Source organism: Ulvibacter sp. 2210JD10-4, assembly GCF_058148525.1.
Window position 1 is genome coordinate 57,592 of the sequence record NZ_JBYVJZ010000002.1, and the last position, 24,327, is coordinate 81,918.

A 24,327-nucleotide genomic window follows, 5' to 3' on the forward strand; every position below is an offset into this window, starting at 1 on the left:
CTATTTATTAATATTTATGTAATTATAAAGTTAACAACACTGTTTATATTTATGAATATAAACTAAAGAAAAAAAGTTGCTAAATCCATTATGTTTTGTAATAACGACATCTAAAAACAGTATGCAACTTTTTTAAATATTAATTATCTTAATCTTATTATCAGAATTTTTCTTGTTCTAAACATTTTTAAAAGAAAAAGTTACTAAAAACAGACTGTGAATATAGGTTGTCGACAGTTGTTAATTATAGTTATTAATTCACTGTTTTTAAAAGAATTTCACTTATTAAAACTTGTTGATAAGCTATAAAAAAATAACTATAACTTTAGTTTTATGTAGATACCTAAAAAGTTATGCTACATATTAACACACTATAATAACCACTATTTTTATTTAATTAATTTTAAAAAGAAAAAATGTATATGTAGTATGTGTTGATAATAAAATTATACAATCTTTAAATTTGAAGAATCATCTAACCCTTTTATAATCTTTTGAGTTGCTTCTATATCGTTTATATGTACCTGAAGCCGTATACCTCCAAATGCATTAGAATGAAAAGGTAATACCCCTATCATGGTCTCATGTAAAAAAACATGCTTAATTCCTTGTTGCTCCAGTAATAATCGTAGAACAGCATATTCGCTGGGAAACGTAAAAATAGCTATGGTTTTAAAGTCTTTCATATACATTTCTGAGGTCTTAACAAGATACTAAATCTTTATGAATAAGAGAACTCTATTGATTTAGAAAACGTACTTTTACAATTATTAATAATGAACTATGCCTCAGCGAAAAAAAAGAAGGAGAAAGCAAAAAATTGAAGGACTTACCGAAAGCATTTTAACCATACTCCGAAAGGACCATTCCAAACCACATAACTACAAACAAATCTCCGCGAAATTAGGATTAGATGATCCCAGTAGTCGGAATCAGATTATTAAAAAACTAAAAGCATTACAAGTAAAAGGAACTATCCAGGAAACAGAAAGAGGTAAATACATCCTCACACCTTCACAAAACTATTATACAGGGAGAGTTGATATTGCCGGTCGTGGCCAGGGATATGTAATTGTAGACGACCTTGAAGAAGATATTTTAGTAAAAAATAAAAACTTAAATAAAGCTCTTCAAGGGGATATAGTAGAAGTTTATGTTTTTAACCGTCGTAAAAGAGGAAAAACAGAAGGCGAGATCACTAAGATCTTACAACGTAAACGCACAGAATTTGTAGGAACAATACAGGTTATGGAGAACTTTGCCTTTGTGGATGTAAGCGACTATAAAATGTATACAGACATTTTTATCCCTAAAGCAAACATAGGTAAGGCAAAAAATGGTGAAAAAGTATTAGTTGCAATGGAAGATTGGCCGGAAAAGGCTGATTCTCCTTTTGGACGTGTGATAAAAATACTTGGAAAACCCGGAGAACATAATACCGAAATTCACTCTATTTTGGCACAATACGGATTACCTTATGAGTTTCCTTATGAAGTAGAAGAGTTTGCAAATAATCTGGATACCAAAATTCATTCTGAAGAAATTAAAAAGCGTCGTGATATGCGAACTGAATTAACTTTCACGATCGACCCAAAAGATGCAAAAGACTTTGATGATGCTTTATCCTTTAAAAAACTTGAAAACGGCAATTACGAAATAGGTATTCATATCGCAGATGTATCACATTATTTACAACCCGGTACAGTATTAGATGACGAAGCATATGAACGGGCAACATCTGTGTATTTAGTTGACAGAGTAGTACCTATGCTTCCTGAAATACTTTCTAATGGAGCATGTTCATTGCGGCCTAATGAAGAAAAATATACCTTTTCCGCTGTTTTTGAAATGAATACAAAAGCCGAAGTTTTAAAAAAATGGTTTGGTAGAACAGTGACCTATAGTGATGCCAGGTTTGCTTATGAAGAAGCACAACATATCATTGAAAATCCAGAAGGTGTTGATTATGAGATCCCTTCAGAAATATCTCTTACTGGAAAAAAGTATTTTGTTAAAAAAGAAATAGCGGAAGCTATTACAGAATTGGATAGACTAGCTAAAATTCTTCGGAAAAACAGAATGCAGCAAGGAGCAATTTCGTTTGATAAAATAGAGGTAAAATTTAAATTAGATCAAAACAATGAACCGGAAGGAGTTTATTTTAAAGAAAGCAAAGATGCAAATAAACTAATTGAAGAATTTATGCTTCTTGCTAATAGGAGTGTAGCCGAATTTATTGGAAAACAAAGTAATAGAAAGGTCTTTGTATACCGGGTTCACGATGAACCTGATGATGAAAAGATTGCTGCGCTGGAAAACATAATTAAACGCTTTGGTTATAAATTAAATACAAGGGACCGTAATACCACCGCCTCTTCATTAAATAAGTTACTGAAAGATGTTCAAGGTAAAAAAGAACAGAATTTAGTAGATACATTAGCGATACGTTCTATGAGTAAAGCTGTTTATACTACAAATAATATTGGACATTATGGGTTAGCTTTCGACTATTATACACACTTTACATCTCCTATTCGCCGTTATCCTGATGTGATGGTACATCGCTTACTACAAAGATATTTAGATGGAAAAAATTCGGCTAAAGAAGAAAAATACGAAAATAAGTGTAGTCACTCCAGTGACATGGAAAATCTAGCTTCTAATGCAGAACGAGACAGCATTAAGTATATGCAGGTAAAATACATGCAGGATCATCAAGATCAAGATTTCTTAGGAGTTATTTCCGGAGTGACAGAATGGGGTGTTTATGTTGAAATATTATCAAATAAATGTGAAGGGATGGTTCGATTACAAGACCTTAAGGATGACCACTATACCTTTAATAAAGATGAATATGCTGTAGTTGGTCAGTATTCAAAAAACACCTATCAATTAGGAGATGAAGTATATGTGAAAGTAAAAAATGCAGACTTAGTAAAAAAACATTTAGATTTTACAATGCTGGGGCATCGAAATGAAATAGAAGCCAAAGTGTAACATTTTAAATATAATATACTCTATATAGAAACAAAACATTAGATTTTATGAGATCAGTTATAACAATTACAGCAGTACTATATTCCTTATTCGTTTTTGGACAACGCCAGATTCAAAAAGATGTAGGAGATTTCAATGAACTAAAAGTCTTTGACTTAATAGAAGTAAATCTTATTGCTTCAGATGAGAATAAAGTAATTATAAAAGGTGAAAACACAGATGATGTAAAGGTTATAAATGACCATGGAAAATTAAAAATCAGGATGCATCTTGAAAAACGATTTGATGGAGAACAAACATTTGTTGAAGTATATTATACTTCTATAGATATTATAGACGCAAATGAAGGAGCTTATATTGTTTCTAATGAAGCAATTGAACAAAATACAATTACACTCCGTTCTCAGGAAGGTGGAAAAATAAAAGTAGGCCTAAGAACTGGTCACACAAAAATTAAAGCAGTTACAGGAGGAATCGTAGAGGCTTCAGGGTTGTCAAAAAGTCAGGAAATAACATTGAACACAGGGGGTATTTTTGAAGGAATGGCTCTGGAAACACAAGACACAAAAATAGCTATAACAGCTGCAGGAGAAGCTGAGGTTAATGCAAGTGATAAAGTAGATGTTAGGGTCGTTGCAGGTGGAGATGTTATTATCTATGGAGACCCAAAAGAAATTAAAAAGAACAAATTTGCCGGAGGTAGAATCAAAGTGTTGAATTAATACAGAAATACCCCGAACGAGAATAAACAAAAGTTGTACTTTTACAGTACTATGTTTGATGGTTTATGGTATGCTGCTTTTTATGGATTTCTACTTGCTTTTGCTGTAGGGCCGGTTTTCTTTACACTTATTGAAACAAGCATTACGAAAGGATTTAAAGCCGGGCTGTTTTTTGATTTAGGGGCTATGACAGCCGACGTGTTCTTTATACTTATTGCCTATTATAGTACCAGTAAGATCTTAGAAAAAGTAAAAGATGATCCGGGACTTCTTATTTTTGGAGGTGCCGTATTGGTTGCTTATGGAATTATTTCTTATATCCGCACCGTAAAATCTTTTATTAAAATAGTAAGGGAACATTATGCAGTAAAGGTGAAAAAAAACTTGAGCGGACTGTTTTTAAAAGGTTTTCTACTCAATTTCGTAAACTTTGGAGTGCTGGCAGGATGGATTGGTACTATCATTATGGCAAATGCATTAACATCTTCTGAGAATGGTGTTTTTCTTTTTTTGAGTACGGTCCTGATTACTTTTTTTTGTACGGATTTGTTAAAGATCACACTCGCAAAAAAATTAAAAAGTAAAATGACCCCTCGCTTTATTTTCAAAACAAAAAAATGGGTCAGCATACTTATTATAGGTTTTGGAGTTTTGTTGTTATTACAGGGAATTTTTCCAAACGAAGTAAAAGCAGGGCTTGAACGTATTCCGGGACAAGGACACCCTCCTATTGAAAATACCAGCTCTGTGATTGGTAGTGATTAATAAAAAACCCTCAGCTTTCGCTGAAGGTTTTCCAGAGGCATCGAGCGGATTCGAACCGCTGTACAAGGTTTTGCAGACCTCTGCCTAGCCACTCGGCCACGATGCCTTTAAGACAGGGGCAAATGTAAATAAATTTAACTAAAACTCCGTATAAAATTTTTAATCCCTATAGGATTGCATGGTAACACTTACCTCTGCAACATCGCCACCAATAGGCGGATTTACTTTTGAAACAGTTACTTTTATAAAATCTACTAAAGAAATCTGGCTAAAAATTGTATCTATAATACGTTGCCCAACATGTTCTAAAAGTTTGGATCGTACTCCCATCTCTTCTTTTACTATTTTTTGAAGATGGACATAATCTACCGTATCTGCTAACTTGTCGGTCACTGCCGCCTTAGAAAGATCTGCTTTAACAGATAAATTAACAAGGTAGTCTGAACCTATTTTTTCTTCTTCTACCAAACATCCATGAAAGGCATATATTTTTATATTCTTTAACCGGATCGTACTCATTTAAAAAGTTTTGGTAAAGATACTTTTTTCTGTTATTTAGTTACCTTTGCTTTTTATTTTTAGCAATGACAGAAGAAAAGGAACCCCTTAATTTTATTGAACATATTATTGAAGAAGATTTGGCAACAACTCATTCAAAAAATGAGTTATGCTTTAGATTTCCTCCGGAACCAAATGGATACCTCCATATAGGACACGCTTCGGCGATCTGTCTTAATTTTGGATTAGGCGAAAAGTATGATGCTCCGGTGAACCTTCGATTTGATGACACCAACCCGGCAAAAGAGGAGCAGGAATTTGTAGACGCTATAAAACGTGATATTTCCTGGCTAGGTTTTACCTGGGCAAAGGAATGTTATGCTTCAGATTATTTTCAGCAATTGTATGATTGGGCCGTTCGGTTCGTAAAAGAAGGGAAGGCCTATGTAGATTCTCAATCTTCCGAAGAGATCGCAAAACAAAAGGGAACCCCTAATATTCCCGGAACACCAAGCCCATATAGAGACCGTTCAGTAGCAGAAAATCTGGAACTTCTGGAAAAAATGAAAAACGGAGAAGTAGCTGAGGGAGAACATGTCCTTCGTGCTAAAATTGATATGGAGTCTTCAAATATGCTAATGCGAGACCCGGTGATGTATCGTGTATTATTTAAGCACCACCACCGCACAGGAAACGATTGGAAGATCTTCCCAATGTATGACTGGACCCACGGTGAAAGTGACTACATTGAACAGGTATCACATTCTTTTTGCACACTTGAATTTCTACCCCATAGAGAGCTGTACGATTGGTTTTTGGACCAAGTATATCAAGAAGATAAGTTACGGCCTAAGCAAAGAGAATTTGCAAGAAGAAACTTAAGCCACACAGTTGTTAGCAAAAGAAAACTTGCAAAACTTGTTGAAAAAGGACTTGTGAAAGGGTGGGACGACCCCAGAATGCCTACGATCTCAGGATTAAGAAGAAGGGGCTATACTCCTGAGGCTATACGAAACTTTGTAGAAAGCATAGGTGTTGGAAAACGTGAAAACCTAATTGATGTTTCACATCTTGAATTTAATGTTCGTGAAGACCTCAATAAAAAAGCACCAAGGGTAATGGCTGTTTTAGACCCGGTGAAGCTGGTGATAACAAACTATCCAGAAGGTGAAACCGAATGGCTGGAAGCTGAAAACAATCCGGAAGACGCCAGTGCAGGTAGTAGAAAAGTTCCTTTTTCCCGCGAATTATATATTGAAAGAAATGATTTTAAAGAGGAGGCTAATCGAAAATTTTTCAGACTTACTTTAAATAAAGAAGTCAGGTTAAAGAATGCATATATCATCAAAGGAGAAAGCGTAGTAAAAGACGCAGATGGAAATATCACTGAGATTCACTGCTCCTATGATCCTGATAGCCGAAGTGGTAGCGGAACCGAAGCTTCTATGCGAAAAGTAAAAGGAACGTTGCATTGGGTGTCTGTGGCAGACGCTTTACCAATCGAAGTACGTTTGTACGATCGTCTATTTACAGATCCCGCCCCGGATTCGCATAAAGAAAAAGATTTTATGGATTTTGTAAACCCTAACTCTTTAGAGGTAACTACTGCATTTGCAGAGCCCAGCTTAAAGGATGTAAAGCCGGAGGATAAGTTTCAATTTCAACGTTTAGGCTATTTTGTTGTAGACCGTGATAGTACTTCAGAAAAAATTGTTTTTAACAGAACAGTCCCATTAAGAGACTCCTGGGGTAAATTGGCAGAATAAAAAACCCGTCAATTAGACGGGTTTTTATTTTAGTAATTAAGATCATCTCCTTCTGCAGGCCTTGGCGGAGGTGTTCTCTTTTTCCTCGTTGTTTTTCCAATACCCTTAGCTTCATTTTCTTTTTTCATTTGTTCACCAATCTGGTTACTGGCAACAAATGAAGCGATCATGTCATTAAGCATATTGCTTCCTGCCTGCGGTGAGTTTGGCAACAATATTAAGTTGGTATTGGTTTCCTCTCCAATAGACTGTAATGTATCGTAATGTTGTGTTACTACAATTAAGGCAGATGCTTCCTGAGAGTTGATTCCTACATTGTTTAACACATCCACACTTTCTTCCAGTCCACGGGCTATCTCACGACGCTGGTCCGCAATACCCTGCCCCTGAAGTCGTTTACTTTCTGCTTCAGCACGCGCTTTTGCAACAATTTTAATGCGCTCTGCTTCTGCTTCATACTCTGCAGCTACTTTTTCCCGCTCTGCAGCATTGATTCGGTTCATAGCAGCTTTTACCTGTACGTCAGGGTCAATATCAGTTACCAGAGTCTTAATAATATCATATCCATAATTAATCATTGCCTCATTTAACTCTTGCTTTACGGCAATTGCAATATCGTCTTTTCGTTCAAAAACATCATCCAGCTTCATTTTAGGAACTTCAGCCCGAACCACATCAAACACATAAGATGTAATTTGATCGTGTGGGTTTTCTAGCTTGTAAAATGCATCGTATACCTTCTCTTTAATTACCTGAAATTGTACGGAGATCTTTAATCTTACAAAAACATCATCTTTTGTTTTGGTTTCTACCAATACATCTAACTGCTGGATCTTCAGGTTAATACGCCCTGCAATTCGATCGAACACAGGAATTTTTAAATGTAATCCCGAATTACGTATACTATGAAACTTTCCAAAGCGTTCTACAACAGCCGCAGTTTGCTGCTTTACAGTGAAGAATGCAGCTAATAAAATAAAGAATCCGAAAATAAAAAGTGGAACCAATAAAAGAAATCCTCCCATAGCGTGTTAATTTTTAGTTGATAAAGACTTTGAAGATACAAAAATAAAGCTATTTTTACGCGCTTTAAATGCACCCTTATTATGAGTCTAAAAAACCTGTGTTTTGTTACCCTTTCCTTATTACTTTTTCAACAATCCTTTTCGCAAAGAAACTATGAGGGATACAATCGATTGGGAATTAATGGCGGGTTAACGTTATTTGATATTAATACGTCAAATTTTAACACAGAACAGGGCGAAGGCTTTATGGCAGGTTTTACTACGCGAGGCTCTTTTAGAAATAACTTCGACCTCATCTACGGAATAAATTTTTATAACACCGAAATAGCAATTTTTGCCAGAAACCCGGGTGCGGATAGTGGTACTTTTGACCAGCAATATGTACCTTATAGCATACAGGCTGCACAATTGAATTTTTTGGGAAGCTTCAACATCATAAAACACCATTTAAGCCTTGAGTTTGGTCCTATTTTAAATGTAAACGGGAAGATGAAACTTAAGGAAGACAGGTATGAAAACTACATTGTTGATGGTTATACCACGTTAAAGTCTAGTGATATCCAGGACATTTCAAAAGTCAATTTTCATGTAATGGGAGGCATTACAGCTGGCTTGGAAAACTTCCGCATAAGCGGGCAATATCAATATGGGGTGACCAATATGTTCAATAACCTAAATGACAAAGACCTGGAAACAAATGGAGACAAAGAGTTTGAAGGACATAGCTCAACCATTGTTATCGCAGCGGTCATTTATTTTTGATCCATTGCTAAAATAGCGTTCTCAATACGTTTAATCGTTTCAGCTTTTCCTAAGAGAGACGCAATCTCAAAAACATCCGGACCTTTCATTTCACCTACAAGAGCTAGTCGTAAAGGCATCATTATTTTACCAAAACCCATTTCCTGTGAAGTGATCCATCCTTTTACTTTTTCTGAAATGTTAGCTGCAGAAAAATCAATCTCTTGATCTAAGATCGCTACAACGTTCCGAAGAACTTCCGGGGTGTCTGGCTTAAAAGCCTTAGCTGAAGCTTTTTCATTATAGCTTACGGGTCTCTCAAAAAAGAAACTTCCTTGCTCCCAGAGATCATTCACAAACGTAACACGTTCCTTTAAAAGAGATACAATAGCTGCTACGTTCGATATATTCTCAATACCTTTTTCTTTTAGCAAAGCCGTAAATTGATTAACAAGAACAGATTCATCTATCTCCTGTAAATAGTGATGCTGGTACCATTTTGTTTTTTCGGGGTCAAATTTAGCTCCTGCTTTATGTACACGATCCAGTTCAAAAGCACTTACAAGTTCTTCTAAATTAAAAATCTCTTCCTCGGTGCCGGGATTCCAACCTAAAAATGCCAGCATATTTATAACAGCTTCGGGCAAATAACCATCTTCTCTATAACCGTTGAATATATCCCCATCTGCTGTTTTCCATTCCAAAGGGAAAACAGGAAAACCCAATTTTTCACCATCACGCTTACTTAGTTTTCCTTTACCTTCCGGTTTCATGATCAACGGTAAGTGCGCAAATTGAGGGGCCTGCCAACCGAAAGCTCTATATAATAATACATGTAAGGCCAATGAAGGCAACCATTCTTCTCCACGAATCACATGGGAAATCTCCATTAGGTGATCGTCTACAATATTTGCCAAATGATATGTTGGCATGCCATCGCTCTTAAAGAGTACTTTGTCATCTAGCACATTTGTATCTATTTCCATACCTCCACGAATAATATCTCTTAAATGAAGTGTTTCGTTTTCGGGAGACTTAAACCGGATGACATACTCTTCTCCGGCAGCCAATTTTTCTTGTGTCTCTGTTTTTGAAAGAGATAATGAATTTTTCAGTTTTAGGCGATTGTGCCAATTATAGATAAATGTTTTTCCTTTCGCTTCATGATCTTTTCTATGAGCATTCAACTCTTCTGAAGTATCAAAAGCATAATAAGCGTTTCCATCGGCAATTAACCTTTCAGCATATTCTTTATACAAATGCTTTCGTTCACTTTGGCGATAGGGACCAAAACCTCCTTCTTTTCCGGGGCCTTCATCAAAGGGAATAGCAAGCCAGTTAAGGGCTTCAATGATATAATCTTCAGCACCTTCAACATAACGGTTTTGATCTGTGTCTTCGATTCGCAAGATAAAAACACCGCGGTGTTTTTTTGCAAATAAATAATTAAACAAAGCAGTTCTTACTCCTCCAATATGGAGTGGCCCAGTTGGACTAGGGGCAAAACGCACACGCACTTTTTGGCTCATAAATGGTCTCTTTTTTCTGAAAAGGCAAAGATACAATCCTAAGATCGCATTTCAATAGGAATTCTTTTGTTCATTATCGCAAACCATAAAGGAGGTATCATGGAAAGCACCATAGAAGTGGGGTAGCCATAAGGCATTTGAGGGCTTGTCTCATGACAATCCAGTAATTGGTATTTTTTACGAGCTCGATAATGATGGTCGCTATGCCGTGTGAGTTCATAGAGTATTACACGTCCTAATACATGATTAGAGTTCCAGGAATGGATTTCCTGCATTCTCTCGTAGCGCCCGGATGGGGTTTTATTTCGGCTAAGCCCGTAATGTTCTATATAGTTTATGGTTTCCAAAAGAATAGCCCCAATAACCCCAATCCCAATGGCAGTCCAAAGGGCTGTAATTCCAAAAAACAGAAAAACGATTACTAAATAAGCGACTTGAAAAATAACGAACCAAAACATATCGTTTTTAATAGTGAAAAACGACTTTTTTTCCCGTTTCAATAAGCTTCGTTGAATTTTCCAGGCACTTGCGTATTGCCGCACTATGGAAGTGGCCCAAAAAGAGTATAGGGATTGATTGTACTTTGCACTGGCAGGATCTTCTTTGGTAGCCGCATTCAGGTGATGCCCAAAGTTGTGCTCAATATAAAAGTGCATGTATAATGCGGGGAGCAGTAATAATTTTCCCAGTGTTTTTTCCCATTGTGTTTTGCGATGCCCAAGCTCATGGGCAACATTAATACCGTTAGAACCTAATACAATTCCTATGGAAAAAGTAAGCCCAATCAACTCGTACTTTGAGTACCCTTCCCAGACAGTACTCCATAAAAACCAGCCCAGAATACCATAAACCAAAGGAAGGTTTAGATATAGCAGGATATCGAAAAAGACATTTTTACTTTTTATTTTGGCTTCATCTTCAGAAAGGTTTTCGTTTTTTACAGGGAGTAAGATTTCAAAAATTGGAACTAAAACAAACGCAAAGACGGGTGTGAAAAACACCCAATACCCCCTCAATACCAACCCAAGAACAGCTGTCATTGGGATGGAGAATGCAGCGAGATATTTTAAATCCTTCATAATAGTGTGCTTTGGAGCAATTTTTGATACAAAATAAAGTTGTATTTTAGAAATTCTGTTTCTAAGTAAAACCTATTAATGAGTACATTTAGTATCATTCAGCAAAAGCTGGAACAATTTATAAAAAAATACTATACCAATGAGTTGATCAAGGGGGCGATCCTTTTCTTTGCTATTGGACTATTGTATTTTTTGATTACGCTTTTGGTTGAATATTTTTTGTGGTTGAACCCTGCTGGCCGGACGATTCTATTTTGGGCGTTTGTTGTTGTAGAAGCGGGGCTATTTGTTCGCTTTATCGCATTCCCTCTTTTAAAGCTGTTTAACCTCCAAAGCGGAATTTCTCACGAAGAGGCTTCAAAAATTATTGGAAGTCATTTTCCACAAGTAAATGATAAACTACTGAATGTGATTCAATTGAATCAAAACCAACGCGAAAGTGAATTACTTGCTGCAAGTATTGATCAAAAATCGGGAGAGCTACAGCCCATTCAGTTTAAAAGAGCAGTTAATTTTAGGAAAAATGCCAAATACTTAAAATATGCTGCGATACCAATTATCATTTTTGTACTGTTCAGCATATTAGGCGAAAAGGATCTTTTTTCGAATAGTTATAAACGAGTAGTAAATTATGACACTGCTTACGAACCACCGGCACCCTTTTCTTTTTTTGTGCTGAATGAGGACCTGAATGCTATTGAAAACAACAGCTTTACACTTAAAGTCCGCACGGAAGGAGAGGTTCTTCCGGAAAATGTAAGCATTCATTATAATGAGGAAACATATTACCTTCAGCAAACGGCCCCGGGTTTATTTGAATATACATTTTTGCAGCCTGATGAAGCAATTGATTTTCAGTTAAAAGCAAATAAGGTTAACTCTCAAAGATACACTTTGGATGTTGTGAAAACTCCCTCATTGCTGTCTTTTGAGATGGTGCTGGATTATCCGGGCTATACAGGAAAAAAAGATGAAGTTTTAAAAAGCACCGGAAACGCTACCATCCCGGAAGGTACCCGTGTCGCGTGGAAAGTAAATACCAAAAATACAGATGCGGTACACCTAAAAACAAAAGATACAGTGTATGCGTTTTTATCAAAAGAACAAAACTTTACTTTTGACAGGGGTGTTTACAATAAACTGGACTATGCTATTACCACATCAAATAGTGATCTGAAAGACTATGAAAACCTTTCTTTTACTCTGGGAGTTATTAAAGATGAATATCCGGAGATCGATGTACAATCCAAACGAGACAGCACAAATAGTCAACTAGTATATTTTTTGGGACGTGTAAGTGATGATTATGGGTTAACAAAACTCCGATTGGTCTATTATCCTGAAGGTGAGGAAGTCCAAAAAAAGACAGAACCCCTGCCTCTTAACAAAACTAACTTTGATCAATTTGTATTTACTTTTCCCGGAAATCTTCAGCTTATAGATGGAGTAGCTTATGAATATTATTTTGAAGTTTTTGATAATGATGCCATACATAAGTTTAAGTCCAGTAAATCGGGGATGTATTCATTTAGAAAACTAACCGAGGACGAAAGGGAAAATGAACAACTTCAAAATCAGGAGAATTCTATCAAAGGTCTGGATAAATCACTCGAAGACTTAAGAGACCAGGAAAAGAAACTGGAAGAATTATCCAAAACTCAAAAAGAAAAAAATGAACTTAACTGGAACGATAAAAAGAAACTTGAAAACTTTATAAAGCGACAGAAACAGCAGGAGGAGATGATGAAGAATTTTTCGAAAGAGTTAAAAGAAAACCTGGAAAATTTTCAACCTGAGAATGAGGAAGATCCCTATAAGGAACAATTAAAGGACCGGTTGGAGGAAAACGAAGAACGTTTAAAAGAGAATGAAAAACTCTTAGAGGAATTAGAGAAACTTCAGGAGAAGATCCAGAAAGAAGATCTGACCGAAAAACTAGAAAAACTGGCAAAACAGAATAAAAACAAGGAAAAGAATCTTGAACAGCTTTTAGAGTTGACAAAACGTTATTATGTGAACAAAAAGGCTGAAAAACTAGCTGAGGAAATCTATAAACTGGGTGAAAAGCAAGAAAAACTGGCAGATGCTCCCGAAGATGATAACACAAAAGAGAAACAAGAAGAGCTCAACGAGGAATTCGAAGAATATAAAAAACAGATGGAGGAGCTTAAAAAGGAAAATGACGGACTGAAGAAGCCAATGGATATTCCACAGGATAAATCCGGAGAGCAACAAGTAAAGGAAGAACAACAAAAAGCAACAAATAAGTTGCAGCAAGAAAATAAAAAAGGAGCTTCAGAAAATCAAAAGAAAGCAGGGAAGAAGATGAAACAAATGGGTCAGCAAATGCAAATGCAAATGCAAGCTGGACAGATGGAGACCATTCAAGAAGATGTGGAAATGCTTCGGCAGATATTAGATAATCTGGTAGTTTTTTCTTTTGAACAGGAAAACCTGATGGAAGAGTTTAAAAAGACAAAGTATGGCAATCCTGTTTTTGGAAAAAAGCTGAACATACAAAATGACTTAAAGTTAAATTTTGAGCATATTGACGACAGTTTGTTTGCACTTTCTTTGCGACAACCAATGATTAGTAATAGTATTAATGAGTCTTTGACGGAAGTGCAGTATAATATTGACAAATCTTTGGAGCGACTTGCGGAAAACCAGATGCGACAGGGAATATCCAATCAGCAATATACTATTACCGGGGCAAACGAACTGGCTATTTTATTGAGTGAGTTGCTCAACAGTATGCAAAATGCAATGAATATGTCCAGTTTTGGATCTGGTGCCGGAAAAGGAAAAGGGCAAGGACAAGGGAAAGGTTTTCAATTACCGGATATTATCGAAAAACAGGAAAGCTTAGGAGAAAAAATGAAAGAGGGAATGCAGAAAGGGAAAGAAGGACAAGGTGAAGGAGAAGGAAGCGGTAGTGGAGACGGACAAGGGGATGGGGAAAATGGAGAAAGCGGTAATGACGGTAAAGGTGAAGGGAAAGCTGGCAATAATGGAGATGGTGAGGGTGAAAACGAAGATTTAAATGGAGAGCTGTATGAAATCTATAAACAACAACAAATGCTTCGCCAGCAACTCCAGGACAGACTTAGTAAAGAAGGCATAAAGGGTAAAGGAGGCGATCTGTTGCGTCAAATGGAAGATATTGAACAACAGCTACTGGACAAAGGTTTTAACCAGCGTACACTGGAAAAAATGCTTAATTTAAAATATGAATTACTTAAGTTGGACAAAGCAGATTTTGAACAAGGACAGGAAACCAGGAGAGAATCCCGAACAAACCGGACGAATTACCAGAATAGCTTAAGATTATCACCGGACGATGTAAAAAAATATTTTAATTCTACTGAAATTTTAAATCGTGAGGCGCTACCTTTGCGTCAAGAATACAAGAAAAAGGTACAGACGTATTTTAAGGAAAAAAATGATTGAATTTTATTCTGAAACAAATTTTCAGTTGAATAATTCCGATGCGGTTTCAAAATGGATCTCTGATAGTATTATTGAAGAAGGTTATGAAGAAGGAGACATCACCTATATATTCTGCAATGATGCGTATTTGTACAAATTAAATGTAGAATTCCTGGGGCATGATACATTTACTGATATTATAAGTTTTGATTATACTTTAGGGAAGCAAATACATGGGGAGATTTATATTTCTATTGAAAGAGTAGAAGAAAATGCAACCGAATTTTCAACAGATTTTGAAGCAGAATTGCATCGAGTTATGATCCATGGTATACTCCATTTTTGCGGATTTAAAGACAAAGAAGCTGCAGACGTCTCTATAATGCGTAAAAAGGAAGACGAAGCTCTAAAAAGACGCACCTTTACCTAGAAGTCTGATTTTCAGAATATTATCTATTAACTGCTTGATTTTAAGTAATTTACACTATATTTGCAGCCCTAAAAATTTTTATATAATGTTCCACGTGGAACAAATAGAATGCTATGTTTCAAAAAGAGTATGATGTAATAGTTGTTGGTGCCGGACACGCCGGGTCTGAAGCTGCAGCCGCAGCTGCAAACCTGGGCTCCAAAACACTGTTGATCACAATGAATCTTCAGAATATTGGTCAAATGTCTTGCAACCCTGCTATGGGAGGTATAGCAAAAGGACAGATCGTACGTGAAATTGATGCCTTGGGAGGATATAGCGGTATAGTTTCAGACAAAACGGCTATACAGTTTAAGATGCTTAATAAGTCAAAGGGTCCTGCTATGTGGAGCCCGAGGGTTCAAAGTGACCGAATGCGATTTTCGGAAACCTGGAGACTTTTGCTCGAGCAAACGAAAAATCTGGATTTTTATCAGGAGATGGTTTCGGGAATTATTGTAGAAAGAGAGAAAGTTGTTGGCGTTAAAACTTCGTTAGGACTTGAAGTTAGAGGAAAAACAGTTGTTCTTACAAACGGAACTTTTTTAAATGGCTTAATTCATATTGGTGAAAAACAATTTGGTGGTGGGCGAGCAGGAGAACGTGCCGCTACAGGTATCACCAAAGAGTTAGTTGATCTTGGTTTCGATGCTGGAAGAATGAAAACCGGAACCCCGCCCAGAGTAGACGGAAGATCTTTAGATTTTTCTAAAATGATCATTCAACCCGGTGATGACATACCCGAAAAGTTTTCTTATCTAGATTCCACACAACCTCTAAAAGAACAACGGCCGTGCCACATGACATATACGAGTAATGTAGTGCACGAACTTTTAAAAGAAGGCTTTGACCGCTCCCCTATGTTTAATGGATCTATTAATAGTATAGGCCCGCGATATTGTCCTTCTATTGAAGACAAAATAAATCGCTTTGCAGATAAGGAAAAACATCAGCTATTTGTAGAACCCGAAGGTTGGGATACTGTTGAGTACTATGTTAATGGTTTTTCTACCTCGCTGCCGGAAGATGTTCAATTTAAGGCACTGCAGCAAGTAGCCGGTTTTGAAAACGTGAAGTTTTTCAGGCCCGGATATGCTATAGAATATGACTATTTCCCCCCTACTCAATTAAAGCATACATTAGAGACTAAGTTAGTCTCCGGGCTTTTTTTTGCAGGACAGATCAATGGCACCACTGGTTATGAGGAAGCAGCTTCGCAAGGACTAATGGCTGGAATTAATGCACACCTGAAAGTTAGCGAGAAGAACTCTTTTATTCTAAAGAGGGATGAGGCATATATTGGTGTTTTGATAGACGACCTTATTACAAAAGGAACGGAAGAACCCTATAGAATGTTTACCTCTAGGGCAGAATACAGAACATTGTTAAGACAGGATAATGCTGATTTCAGGCTTACCCCAAAATCTTATGAAATTGGATTGGCTACAGATGAACGAATGAAAAAAATGGAGAAGAAGAAAGAAGAGTCAAATGCATTCATTCGATTTTTTAAAGAAACCAGTGTGACACCGGAAAAGATAAATCCAATACTGGAATCAAAATCATCTACGGCTATAAAGCAAAGCGATAAAATGTTCAAGATGTTTTCAAGGCCTAATATCACCATGGAAGACATGCGTAAGATTGATTCGGTTGAAGCACACATCACAGAAAACAATTTAGATGCCGAAGTGCTTCAGCAAACCGAGATACAGGTAAAATATGCGGGATATATTGCAAAAGAGAAGAACAATGCCGATAAATTAAATCGCTTAGAAGAGATTAGAATACCTGAAAATTTTGATTATTCAAAACTGAAATCATTGTCCTTTGAAGCAAAGGAAAAACTAAGCGCAATTAAACCAACAACAGTTTCACAGGCGTCCAGAATCAGTGGTGTTTCTCCAAACGATATCTCTGTAATGCTTGTATATATGGGTCGTTAAATAAGTTGTTCCACGTGGAACAACTAATTATGTAAATTGAAAGAAAGTCAGAAAAATAGATACTTAACTACGAAAGATTTTCTCGTTTCGGGAGAATCTTTCGACTTATTATACGATCCTGAAAAGGAAATGCTGCTCACTTTCCCCGCACCCAAAAAGGAAGACCTCCCTTCTTATTATGAAAGCGAAGAATATATTTCTCACACAGATGCCAAGAAAGGAATTTTAGCAACTTTATACCAGACAGTGAAGAAATATTCATTGGCTTTAAAGTTAAGACTAATTACTTTTTTAAATAAAGCACCGGGTTCTTTATTAGATATTGGTGCCGGAACAGGAGAGTTTTTAAAGCTGGCAAAAGATAATGGTTGGGAAGTATGTGGGGTTGAACCTAATGAAAAAGCACGTTTTTTTTCTGATCAAAAGGGAATAAACAGTCAAATATCTATTGACGAACTGAAAGGAAAACAATTTGATGTTGTTACGTTGTGGCATGTTTTAGAACATTTACCTGAATTAGAAGAAACAATCTCTAAAATAGAAGCTTTTGTAAAACCCGGTGGCAACTTAGTTATTGCCGTACCTAATTTTCGATCATTCGACGCAAAACACTATAATAAATTTTGGGCTGCTTATGATACTCCAAGGCATCTATGGCATTTTTCAAGAAAATCAATGTTAAAATTATTTTCGGGAGAAATGAAACTCTTAAAAATAAAACCGATGATTTTTGATTCGTTCTATGTGAGCCTGCTTTCAGAAAAATATAAAACCAAAAATAAGTTTTCTATAAAAGCACTATTTATTGGATTTTGGTCAAATATCGTTGCCTGGCGCACAAAAGAGTTTTCTTCACTTATCTATTGCTTCAAAAAGAGCAAATAATCAATTTTAAGGCTGTTTAACACATTATTTAGCTGTTTCTGTGTAGTTTCCTCGTTGAAATCTAAAAGAAGCCTAAAAATCCATAATTTAAAGCGGCATTTAATAATTAAAATCTATTATTTAATTATTTGTGATAATAACTTCCTATACAAGCTCTGGCTTATGAATTAATCGTGTTAATTGGATAGAAAGATCTGTAAAGATAATCTTGGCATTTCCGTTTCGTTCAATATGATAAGTAGCATCTTCTAAAGCTGCTGTAATTTCAAAAATATTATTTTGATGAACGAAAGGAGCAAATTTTTCAATTGAAAAACCGGTTTCTTCAGATTCAAAATAGAGCAGTGAATCTGCTTTGTAATTTTTGAGCAAAGCCTGTCTAAAGACTTCAATACAAAACCGGAGAAACTTTTTTTGGGTTTCCCTGCCTTGTCCGGCAACAATGTCACTCCATTCTATTAAATCGTTGACAGCTTTTTTGTTTCCTTTAGCCCGAAAAGCTGTTCGTACCCAGGACACAAACCATTGTTCAAACGTCAGGTCATCTCCATCGTGATGCATTATATGCAGAGCTTTATTATAATCTCCGTGTGCCTGCCTGCTTATTTTTTTTGCAGTGTTTTTTGCAATCTGGTGTTTTTGGGTAAGAATCATTGCGATTTCCTCTTCCGGAAGCAGTGGGAAATGTAATTTTTGACAGCGAGACTTAATAGTGGTTAAAATTTGCTCTTCATTTTCGGTAAGTAACAGCAATACGGTTTTTTCCGGCGGTTCTTCAACAATTTTAAGAATTTTATTGGCACATTCTGTATTCATTTTATCTGCCATCCAAATGATCATAACTTTGTAACCTCCTTCATAAGCCTTTAAAGACAATTTTTTAGAGATTTCTTCGGCTTCTTTTACACTAATATTACCTTGCTTGTTCTCTATTCCTAAATTTTGAAACCAATCGAAAAGAGATGCATAAGGGTTGGCAATCACAAAATTGCGCCATTCTTCGGTAAAAAGTGAAGACACAGGATTCTTTTTAATGGTGTCATTTGTATTTACAGGATATACGAAATGAAGGTCAGGATGAGACAGCTTATCAACTTTTCGGGCACAAATTTCAAATTCGGGACTATTCTTTTCATAGCGGCTGCATAAAAGTTGTTTGGCATAAGCAATAGCCATTGGCAAGAGACCACTTCCATTAACACCCACAAATAATTGTGCATGTGGGACACGACTATTTTCTATCGTTTTTGTAAGGTGTACTTTAAGATGTTTTTGACCAATTATTTCAGAAAAATCCATTTACAAAACTACACTTTTTTTAGTTCGAAAAAAGAAGCTCTAAACTTGTATATTTACAGCTGAAATAGATGCATATGAAAACTGTAAATGACTTTGATTTTAACAATAAAAAAGCACTTATTCGAGTGGATTTCAATGTTCCTTTAAATGAAGCGCTTGAAGTTACCGATACTACTCGCATAGCAGCTGCAAAACCTACTATTATTAAAATCTTAGAAGACGGGGGAAGCTGTATTTTGATGACTCATTTAGGGAGGCCAAAAAACAAAGAAGCTAAGCTTTCATTACAACATATTGTGAAAACGACCTCTGAAATTTTAGGAGTCAATGTTAAATTTGCTGAAGACTGTGTGGGCAATCCGGCAACAGAAGGAGTTTCAAATTTAGTTCCGGGAGAAATCTTATTATTGGAAAATCTTCGTTATCATGAAGAAGAAACAAAGGGTGATCGTGATTTTGCACAACAACTTTCTGCATTAGGGGATATCTATGTGAATGATGCTTTTGGGACAGCACACAGAGCACATGCATCTACTGCGATAATTGCAGAATTTTTTCCGCAAAATAAATGCTTTGGGCTGCTATTGGCCTCAGAGATCGAGAATGTAAATAAAGTGCTTACAAATAGCCTGGCACCTGTGACTGCTATTATTGGAGGCGCAAAAGTATCTTCAAAAATAACCATAATTGAAAGCATATTGGATAAGATAGACCATCTGATTATAGGTGGCGGAATGGCCTTTACTTTTGTGAAAGCTAAAGGGGGCAGTATAGGAAGTTCTTTAGTAGAAGACGACAAACAGGAATTGGCACTTGAAATTCTTACAAAAGCTAAAGAGAAAGGCGTACAAGTACATCTCCCCACGGACGCTATTGTAGCTGATAGCTTTTCTGAATTTGCCAATACAGAGATAAATGACACCCATACTATAGCTGAAGGTTGGATGGGCTTAGATACCGGCCCTAAGACCAATGAACATTTTGCAACTGTAATTGCAATGTCTAAAACTATTTTGTGGAACGGACCTGTGGGAGTTTTTGAAATGATGCCATTTGCAGAAGGTACTATTGCTCTGGGAAATGCGATTGCACTTGCAACAAAAGAAGGGGCATTTTCGCTGGTAGGAGGGGGAGACTCTGTTGCTGCCGTAAAGAAATTTAATTTTACAGATAAAGTGAGTTATGTTTCTACGGGAGGAGGAGCTATGCTAGAAATGCTGGAAGGAAAAACATTGCCCGGTATAAAAGCGATTTTAGAGTAACGGTAAACCTGCAATAACAGCGTGTTTCGGTATGTTAAAAATTTGTCTATTTCCTTCAATTCATTAATTTTAGCAAAATTTACCCCAATAACCTACGTTTATTTCTATATGAAAAGATATCTCTTACTTTTTATTCTTTTTTTTAGCTGTGGAATTTTATATGCTCAGGAAGAAAATGCAACGATAGATTCTCTTCAACAAAAACAAATTCAAATTGTTGATTCTATTGCTGTTCAACAATTTTCCGGAGACCTGCCTACAACCCTTGTGGCAACAAAAATTAAAGATACGTTGGTCTTTGATTTGAAAGATATGGCTGTAGCAAGAGAAAAGGATAGTTTGTGGCTACAGGAATTGTATGGTTCCGAATTATTTGAAGAGGTCTATGGAGCTATAACTACACAGACCTATGAACCGGTTGCTTATGAAGAACTGTCAACGGAAGTTTTAAAACAACGCCTCGAAGAGCTAAATGCACGGACCCCTTTTAATGTAGAATACAATCCTTCCTTAGAAAGTGTAATTAAACAATACCTTAAGAACCGAAGAAGAACAATGGTAAAACTAATGGCGTTAAGCGATTATTATTTTCCAATGTTTGAAGAAGAATTAGACAAACACAACCTTCCCTTAGAGTTAAAATACCTTGCTATTGTTGAGTCTGCACTAAATCCACGGGCAAAATCAAGAGTAGGGGCTACCGGGCTATGGCAATTTATGTTCAATACCGGAAAATTATTTGGATTGGATGTTAGTTCTTATGTAGATGACCGGTCTGATCCTACATTGGCGACAGAAGCCGCATGTAAATACCTTAAAAGCTTATATAAAAGTTTAGGTGATTGGGATCTGGCATTGGCTGCGTACAATTCTGGCCCCGGAAATGTCTCAAAGGCATTAAGGCGTTCCGGAGGCTATACCAATTACTGGAATATAAGGCAACACCTTCCACGTGAAACAGCAGGCTATTTACCGGCATTTTTAGCTACAATGTACATTTTTGAATTTGCTGAAGAACACGGTTTTAAAAGTAACGGCCCTGCAATACCTTATGTTGCTACGGACACGATACAGGTTAAAAAAATGATAAGTTTAGACCAGGTTGCAAAAGTGACAAATACCGACCTTGCTGAGTTACAGTTTTTGAACCCGTCCTACAAACTGGATATCATCCCAAAAGTGAAAAATGAAAATTATGTATTGCGATTACCGTTGGATGCAGTTGGAAAATTTGTAGCAAATGAAGAAGCTATCTATGCATATGCAGAAAAGGAGTTTAATGATAGGGAGAAACCATTACCACAACTTTTCGAGCAGTCTAACAGAATACGATATCGTGTAAAAAGTGGCGATTATTTAGGTAAAATAGCGTCAAGATATGGTGTAACAGTTAGTCAGATAAAGCGCTGGAATGGTTTAAGAAGCAATAGGCTTAAAATAGGACAAAGACTCACTATCCACCCAAGAAACCCTGTTGGTAAAAGAGCGACAAAAGCTACAGTTTCAAATAATGGAAATGCTAAAGTGTATACAGTAAGGAGTGGAGATTCATTGTGGAGCATTTCCCAAAAATTTCCTGGTGTTACGGTTCAGAATATTAAAAAATGGAACGATATTAGTGGTAACAAATTAAAACCGGGAATGAAGCTTAAAGTTTCAAAAGGATAACTCCCACATAAACCTCTTTGTATGAAATCGTTTTACCTAGTAGCTTTTGCCGCCTTTTTATTTATTTCCTGCGATAATAATGGGAAAAAAGATACCTCTTACCTTCCTAAATCCCTGGGAAATATTAATTCCTTACAAGTTATCATTACCAACGATCTTTGGAATGCTGAAGTAGGTGAAGAAATACGTACTTATTTTGCAGCTCCAACAGATGGTCTTCCGCAAGAAGAACCTTTGTACTCTATTAATCAAATGCCACCATCAACCTTTACGGGCTTTGCACGTAAGAACAGACTTTTTCTGAATGTGGCCATTGGAAATGAAGAAAATGTGTCCATAAGGAAGAACTCATATTCAAAACCACAAACAGGAGCATTTGTAACAGCAAAAACTGCGGAGCGTCTGGTCGCTTTAATTGCAGAAAACCACAAAAATATAATTGCTGCATTCCGAGCTTCAGAAATAACCGAGAAACAACGTAGAATTAAGATCTCTTTAAAAAAACTGGACTCGTTAAAGGAGCACCTTGGGGTTAGCCTCAAGATCCCTTCGGCTTACAGAACCGCATTGGCCACAGAGGATTTTTATTGGATTAGAAAAGACCTTAAATCGGGGAGTACCAATGTAGTCATTTACGAAGTTCCCATGGGAATGATCGGTAAAGACTCTGCAATTGTAGGAGATATCATTAAAATAAGAGACTCTATAGGCGGAAATTACCTTCCGGTGGAAGATGAAGGTCGCTTTATTACCGAAGAGGCCTATGCACCTTATTTGTTTATCAGTGAAATAGACGGAAAATTTGCTTATGAGACAAAAGGAACATGGGAAGTAAAAGATAAATATATGGCTGGCCCTTTTTTAAATTATGCTGTTAAGGATGAAGCAAATAACAGGTATTTAATTTTAGAAGGGTTTACGTATGCTCCTTCTGTTGCTAAGAGAGACCTTCAGTTTGAGTTGGAAGCAATTTTGAAATCAGCTAGAATAGAATAGTAAATGGTTAATTTAAAAAAAGCCTGTTATTTCTACAATAACAGGCTTTTTTTATAAATAGATGAAAGAAAATTATTTCTTTTCATCTATTTTATTGTCGTCGTTTTCTTCTTTTGAAGCATCCTTAAATTCTTTAATCCCACTTCCCAAACCGCGCATTAATTCAGGAATTTTTCTTCCGCCAAATAACAATAAAACAATCACTACAATTAATGCAATTTGCCAAGGACCGATCGCTAAGGGTATCATTAATGCATCCATCTTTATAAAATTTAAGGTACAAAGGTAACAAGAAATACTTACATATAACGTTTTCCAATTAAGTTTAGCATTGAACCCATAGAGTTTATTTTATATTTGTATTCTTAAGCATCCGCAATGGCAGAAAAAGATAAAAGGGCTAAAAATTTTAAAAAGAAGTTATTGCATAAGTACCGTTTAGTAGTACTTAACGAAGATACTTTTGAAGAACGTTTTTCATTTAAATTGAACAGATTGAATGTCTTTGTGTTTAGTACTTTTTTCGCTTTTTTTCTAATCACAATTACTACCCTCATTATTGCTTTTACACCCTTGCGGGAATACATTCCGGGTTACTCTTCTACTTCTTTAAAGAAAAAGGCGACAGATCTCACCTTTAAAACAGACTCTTTACAGCAGGTTATCAATATTAATGAGCAATACCTTGCTTCTATACGTAAAGTCCTTACAGGAGACGTTAAAACAGTTGATTTTAATAAGGATTCTATTATTGAAGCGGCAAAGATCGATGCTTCTCAAATAAACCTGAATGCCTCAAAGCAAGATTCTCTGCTAAGAGAAAAAGTGTCCCAGGAAGATAAATACAATCCGTTGACCGGCTACACAGAAGTAAGCTTTGTTCTTTTTGCTCCGGTAAAAGGAACTATCTCCGAAGGATACAATCCTAAGGAAAAACACTTTGCAGTAGATATAGTAACCGTAAAAGATGCTCCTGTAAAAGCGACTGCAGATGGAACGGTTATTTTTGCCGAATGGACCGCAGATACAGGTTATGTGGTTATTATAGAACATTCAAATAACCTCATTTCTGTTTACAAACACAATGCGGCATTGAACAAAGAACAAGGTGAACTGGTGAAAGCAGGAGAGGTAATTGCTATTGCCGGAAACACCGGAGAACTTTCTACAGGACCACACCTCCATTTTGAATTGTGGAGTGAAGGATATCCTATAAATCCAACTAACTTTATTGATTTTGACTAACACAGT

Annotated in this window: 20 protein-coding genes and 1 tRNA gene; 13 read left to right on the plus strand and 8 right to left on the minus strand. The window is 36.3% G+C overall.

Going from position 1 to position 24,327, the window contains the following annotated elements:
* Positions 1-446: 446 nt before the first annotated feature.
* Positions 447-686 carry a DUF2007 domain-containing protein gene (locus ACY2RT_RS05985; protein WP_490154990.1) on the minus strand — a complete coding sequence of 80 codons (240 nt, stop codon included), beginning with the start codon at positions 684-686 and terminating at the stop codon, positions 447-449.
* Positions 687-783: 97 nt separating this feature from the next.
* On the opposite strand from ACY2RT_RS05985, the gene rnr reads away from it, so the two are divergent.
* From rnr to ACY2RT_RS06000, 3 genes are read left to right on the plus strand one after another with little or no spacing between them, the layout of a single operon-like run.
* The gene (gene rnr, locus ACY2RT_RS05990; RefSeq protein WP_490154991.1) at positions 784-2,997 is read left to right on the plus strand and encodes a ribonuclease R; all 2,214 of its coding nucleotides are present in this window, start codon (positions 784-786) and stop codon (positions 2,995-2,997) included.
* Positions 2,998-3,044: 47 nt separating this feature from the next.
* The gene (locus ACY2RT_RS05995) at positions 3,045-3,719 is read left to right on the plus strand and encodes a head GIN domain-containing protein (protein ID WP_490154992.1); all 675 of its coding nucleotides are present in this window, start codon (positions 3,045-3,047) and stop codon (positions 3,717-3,719) included.
* Between the two features lie 33 nt (positions 3,720-3,752).
* Positions 3,753-4,484 carry a LysE family translocator gene (locus ACY2RT_RS06000; protein WP_490154993.1) on the plus strand — a complete coding sequence of 244 codons (732 nt, stop codon included), beginning with the start codon at positions 3,753-3,755 and terminating at the stop codon, positions 4,482-4,484.
* A 35-nt stretch (positions 4,485-4,519) separates the two neighbouring features.
* Here ACY2RT_RS06000 and ACY2RT_RS06005 read toward each other — a convergent pair.
* Positions 4,520-4,590, minus strand: a tRNA-Cys gene (locus ACY2RT_RS06005).
* Between the two features lie 53 nt (positions 4,591-4,643).
* Positions 4,644-5,003, minus strand: a complete 360-nt coding sequence (gene folB / locus ACY2RT_RS06010; protein ID WP_490154994.1) for a dihydroneopterin aldolase — start codon at positions 5,001-5,003, stop codon at positions 4,644-4,646.
* A gap of 65 nt (positions 5,004-5,068) precedes the next feature.
* Here folB and ACY2RT_RS06015 point away from each other — a divergent pair, with 65 nt between their 5' ends.
* On the plus strand, positions 5,069-6,748 hold the full coding sequence (locus ACY2RT_RS06015) for a glutamine--tRNA ligase/YqeY domain fusion protein (protein WP_490154995.1): 1,680 nt from the start codon (positions 5,069-5,071) through the stop codon (positions 6,746-6,748).
* 29 nt (positions 6,749-6,777) lie between these two features.
* On the opposite strand, the gene ACY2RT_RS06020 is transcribed toward ACY2RT_RS06015, so the two are convergent.
* A complete protein-coding gene (locus ACY2RT_RS06020; RefSeq protein ID WP_490154996.1) occupies positions 6,778-7,773 on the minus strand; it encodes an SPFH domain-containing protein in 996 nt (331 codons plus the stop codon).
* An 81-nt stretch (positions 7,774-7,854) separates the two neighbouring features.
* Between ACY2RT_RS06020 and ACY2RT_RS06025 the strand changes: the two genes are divergently transcribed.
* Positions 7,855-8,535 (plus strand): hypothetical protein, encoded by a 681-nt coding sequence (locus tag ACY2RT_RS06025; protein WP_490154997.1) that lies wholly within the window; start codon positions 7,855-7,857, stop codon positions 8,533-8,535.
* On the opposite strand, the gene gltX is transcribed toward ACY2RT_RS06025, so the two are convergent.
* Positions 8,526-10,043, minus strand: coding sequence for a glutamate--tRNA ligase (gltX, locus tag ACY2RT_RS06030; RefSeq protein ID WP_490154998.1), 1,518 nt, complete (start codon positions 10,041-10,043; stop codon positions 8,526-8,528). The genes ACY2RT_RS06025 and gltX overlap by 10 nt on opposite strands.
* Before the next feature lie 38 nt (positions 10,044-10,081).
* The gene (locus ACY2RT_RS06035; protein ID WP_490154999.1) at positions 10,082-11,122 is read right to left on the minus strand and encodes an alkane 1-monooxygenase; all 1,041 of its coding nucleotides are present in this window, start codon (positions 11,120-11,122) and stop codon (positions 10,082-10,084) included.
* 78 nt (positions 11,123-11,200) lie between these two features.
* Between ACY2RT_RS06035 and ACY2RT_RS06040 the strand changes: the two genes are divergently transcribed.
* The 4 genes from ACY2RT_RS06040 to ACY2RT_RS06055 all read left to right on the plus strand — a co-directional run bounded on the left by ACY2RT_RS06040 (position 11,201) and on the right by ACY2RT_RS06055 (position 17,851).
* A complete protein-coding gene (locus ACY2RT_RS06040; protein WP_490155000.1) occupies positions 11,201-14,572 on the plus strand; it encodes a hypothetical protein in 3,372 nt (1,123 codons plus the stop codon).
* Positions 14,565-14,981, plus strand: a complete 417-nt coding sequence (ybeY, locus tag ACY2RT_RS06045; protein WP_490155001.1) for an rRNA maturation RNase YbeY — start codon at positions 14,565-14,567, stop codon at positions 14,979-14,981. The genes ACY2RT_RS06040 and ybeY overlap by 8 nt, the downstream gene beginning before the upstream one ends.
* A 113-nt stretch (positions 14,982-15,094) precedes the next feature.
* The gene (mnmG, locus tag ACY2RT_RS06050; RefSeq protein ID WP_490155002.1) at positions 15,095-16,966 is read left to right on the plus strand and encodes a tRNA uridine-5-carboxymethylaminomethyl(34) synthesis enzyme MnmG; all 1,872 of its coding nucleotides are present in this window, start codon (positions 15,095-15,097) and stop codon (positions 16,964-16,966) included.
* Positions 16,967-17,002: 36 nt separating this feature from the next.
* Positions 17,003-17,851 carry a class I SAM-dependent methyltransferase gene (locus tag ACY2RT_RS06055; RefSeq protein ID WP_490155003.1) on the plus strand — a complete coding sequence of 283 codons (849 nt, stop codon included), beginning with the start codon at positions 17,003-17,005 and terminating at the stop codon, positions 17,849-17,851.
* A gap of 144 nt (positions 17,852-17,995) precedes the next feature.
* On the opposite strand, the gene ACY2RT_RS06060 is transcribed toward ACY2RT_RS06055, so the two are convergent.
* The gene (locus ACY2RT_RS06060; protein ID WP_490155004.1) at positions 17,996-19,150 is read right to left on the minus strand and encodes a DNA polymerase III subunit; all 1,155 of its coding nucleotides are present in this window, start codon (positions 19,148-19,150) and stop codon (positions 17,996-17,998) included.
* A 74-nt stretch (positions 19,151-19,224) separates the two neighbouring features.
* Here ACY2RT_RS06060 and ACY2RT_RS06065 point away from each other — a divergent pair, with 74 nt between their 5' ends.
* The 3 genes from ACY2RT_RS06065 to ACY2RT_RS06075 all read left to right on the plus strand — a co-directional run bounded on the left by ACY2RT_RS06065 (position 19,225) and on the right by ACY2RT_RS06075 (position 23,076).
* The gene (locus ACY2RT_RS06065) at positions 19,225-20,412 is read left to right on the plus strand and encodes a phosphoglycerate kinase (protein WP_490155005.1); all 1,188 of its coding nucleotides are present in this window, start codon (positions 19,225-19,227) and stop codon (positions 20,410-20,412) included.
* Positions 20,413-20,520: 108 nt separating this feature from the next.
* A complete protein-coding gene (locus ACY2RT_RS06070) occupies positions 20,521-22,080 on the plus strand; it encodes a lytic transglycosylase domain-containing protein (RefSeq protein ID WP_490155006.1) in 1,560 nt (519 codons plus the stop codon).
* Between the two features lie 21 nt (positions 22,081-22,101).
* Positions 22,102-23,076 (plus strand): DUF4837 family protein, encoded by a 975-nt coding sequence (locus ACY2RT_RS06075; protein ID WP_490155007.1) that lies wholly within the window; start codon positions 22,102-22,104, stop codon positions 23,074-23,076.
* Positions 23,077-23,148: 72 nt separating this feature from the next.
* On the opposite strand, the gene ACY2RT_RS06080 is transcribed toward ACY2RT_RS06075, so the two are convergent.
* Positions 23,149-23,337 (minus strand): twin-arginine translocase TatA/TatE family subunit, encoded by a 189-nt coding sequence (locus ACY2RT_RS06080; RefSeq protein ID WP_490155008.1) that lies wholly within the window; start codon positions 23,335-23,337, stop codon positions 23,149-23,151.
* A 117-nt stretch (positions 23,338-23,454) separates the two neighbouring features.
* Between ACY2RT_RS06080 and ACY2RT_RS06085 the strand changes: the two genes are divergently transcribed.
* Positions 23,455-24,321, plus strand: coding sequence for a M23 family metallopeptidase (locus tag ACY2RT_RS06085; protein ID WP_490155009.1), 867 nt, complete (start codon positions 23,455-23,457; stop codon positions 24,319-24,321).
* The last annotated feature ends 6 nt before the right edge of the window (positions 24,322-24,327 follow it).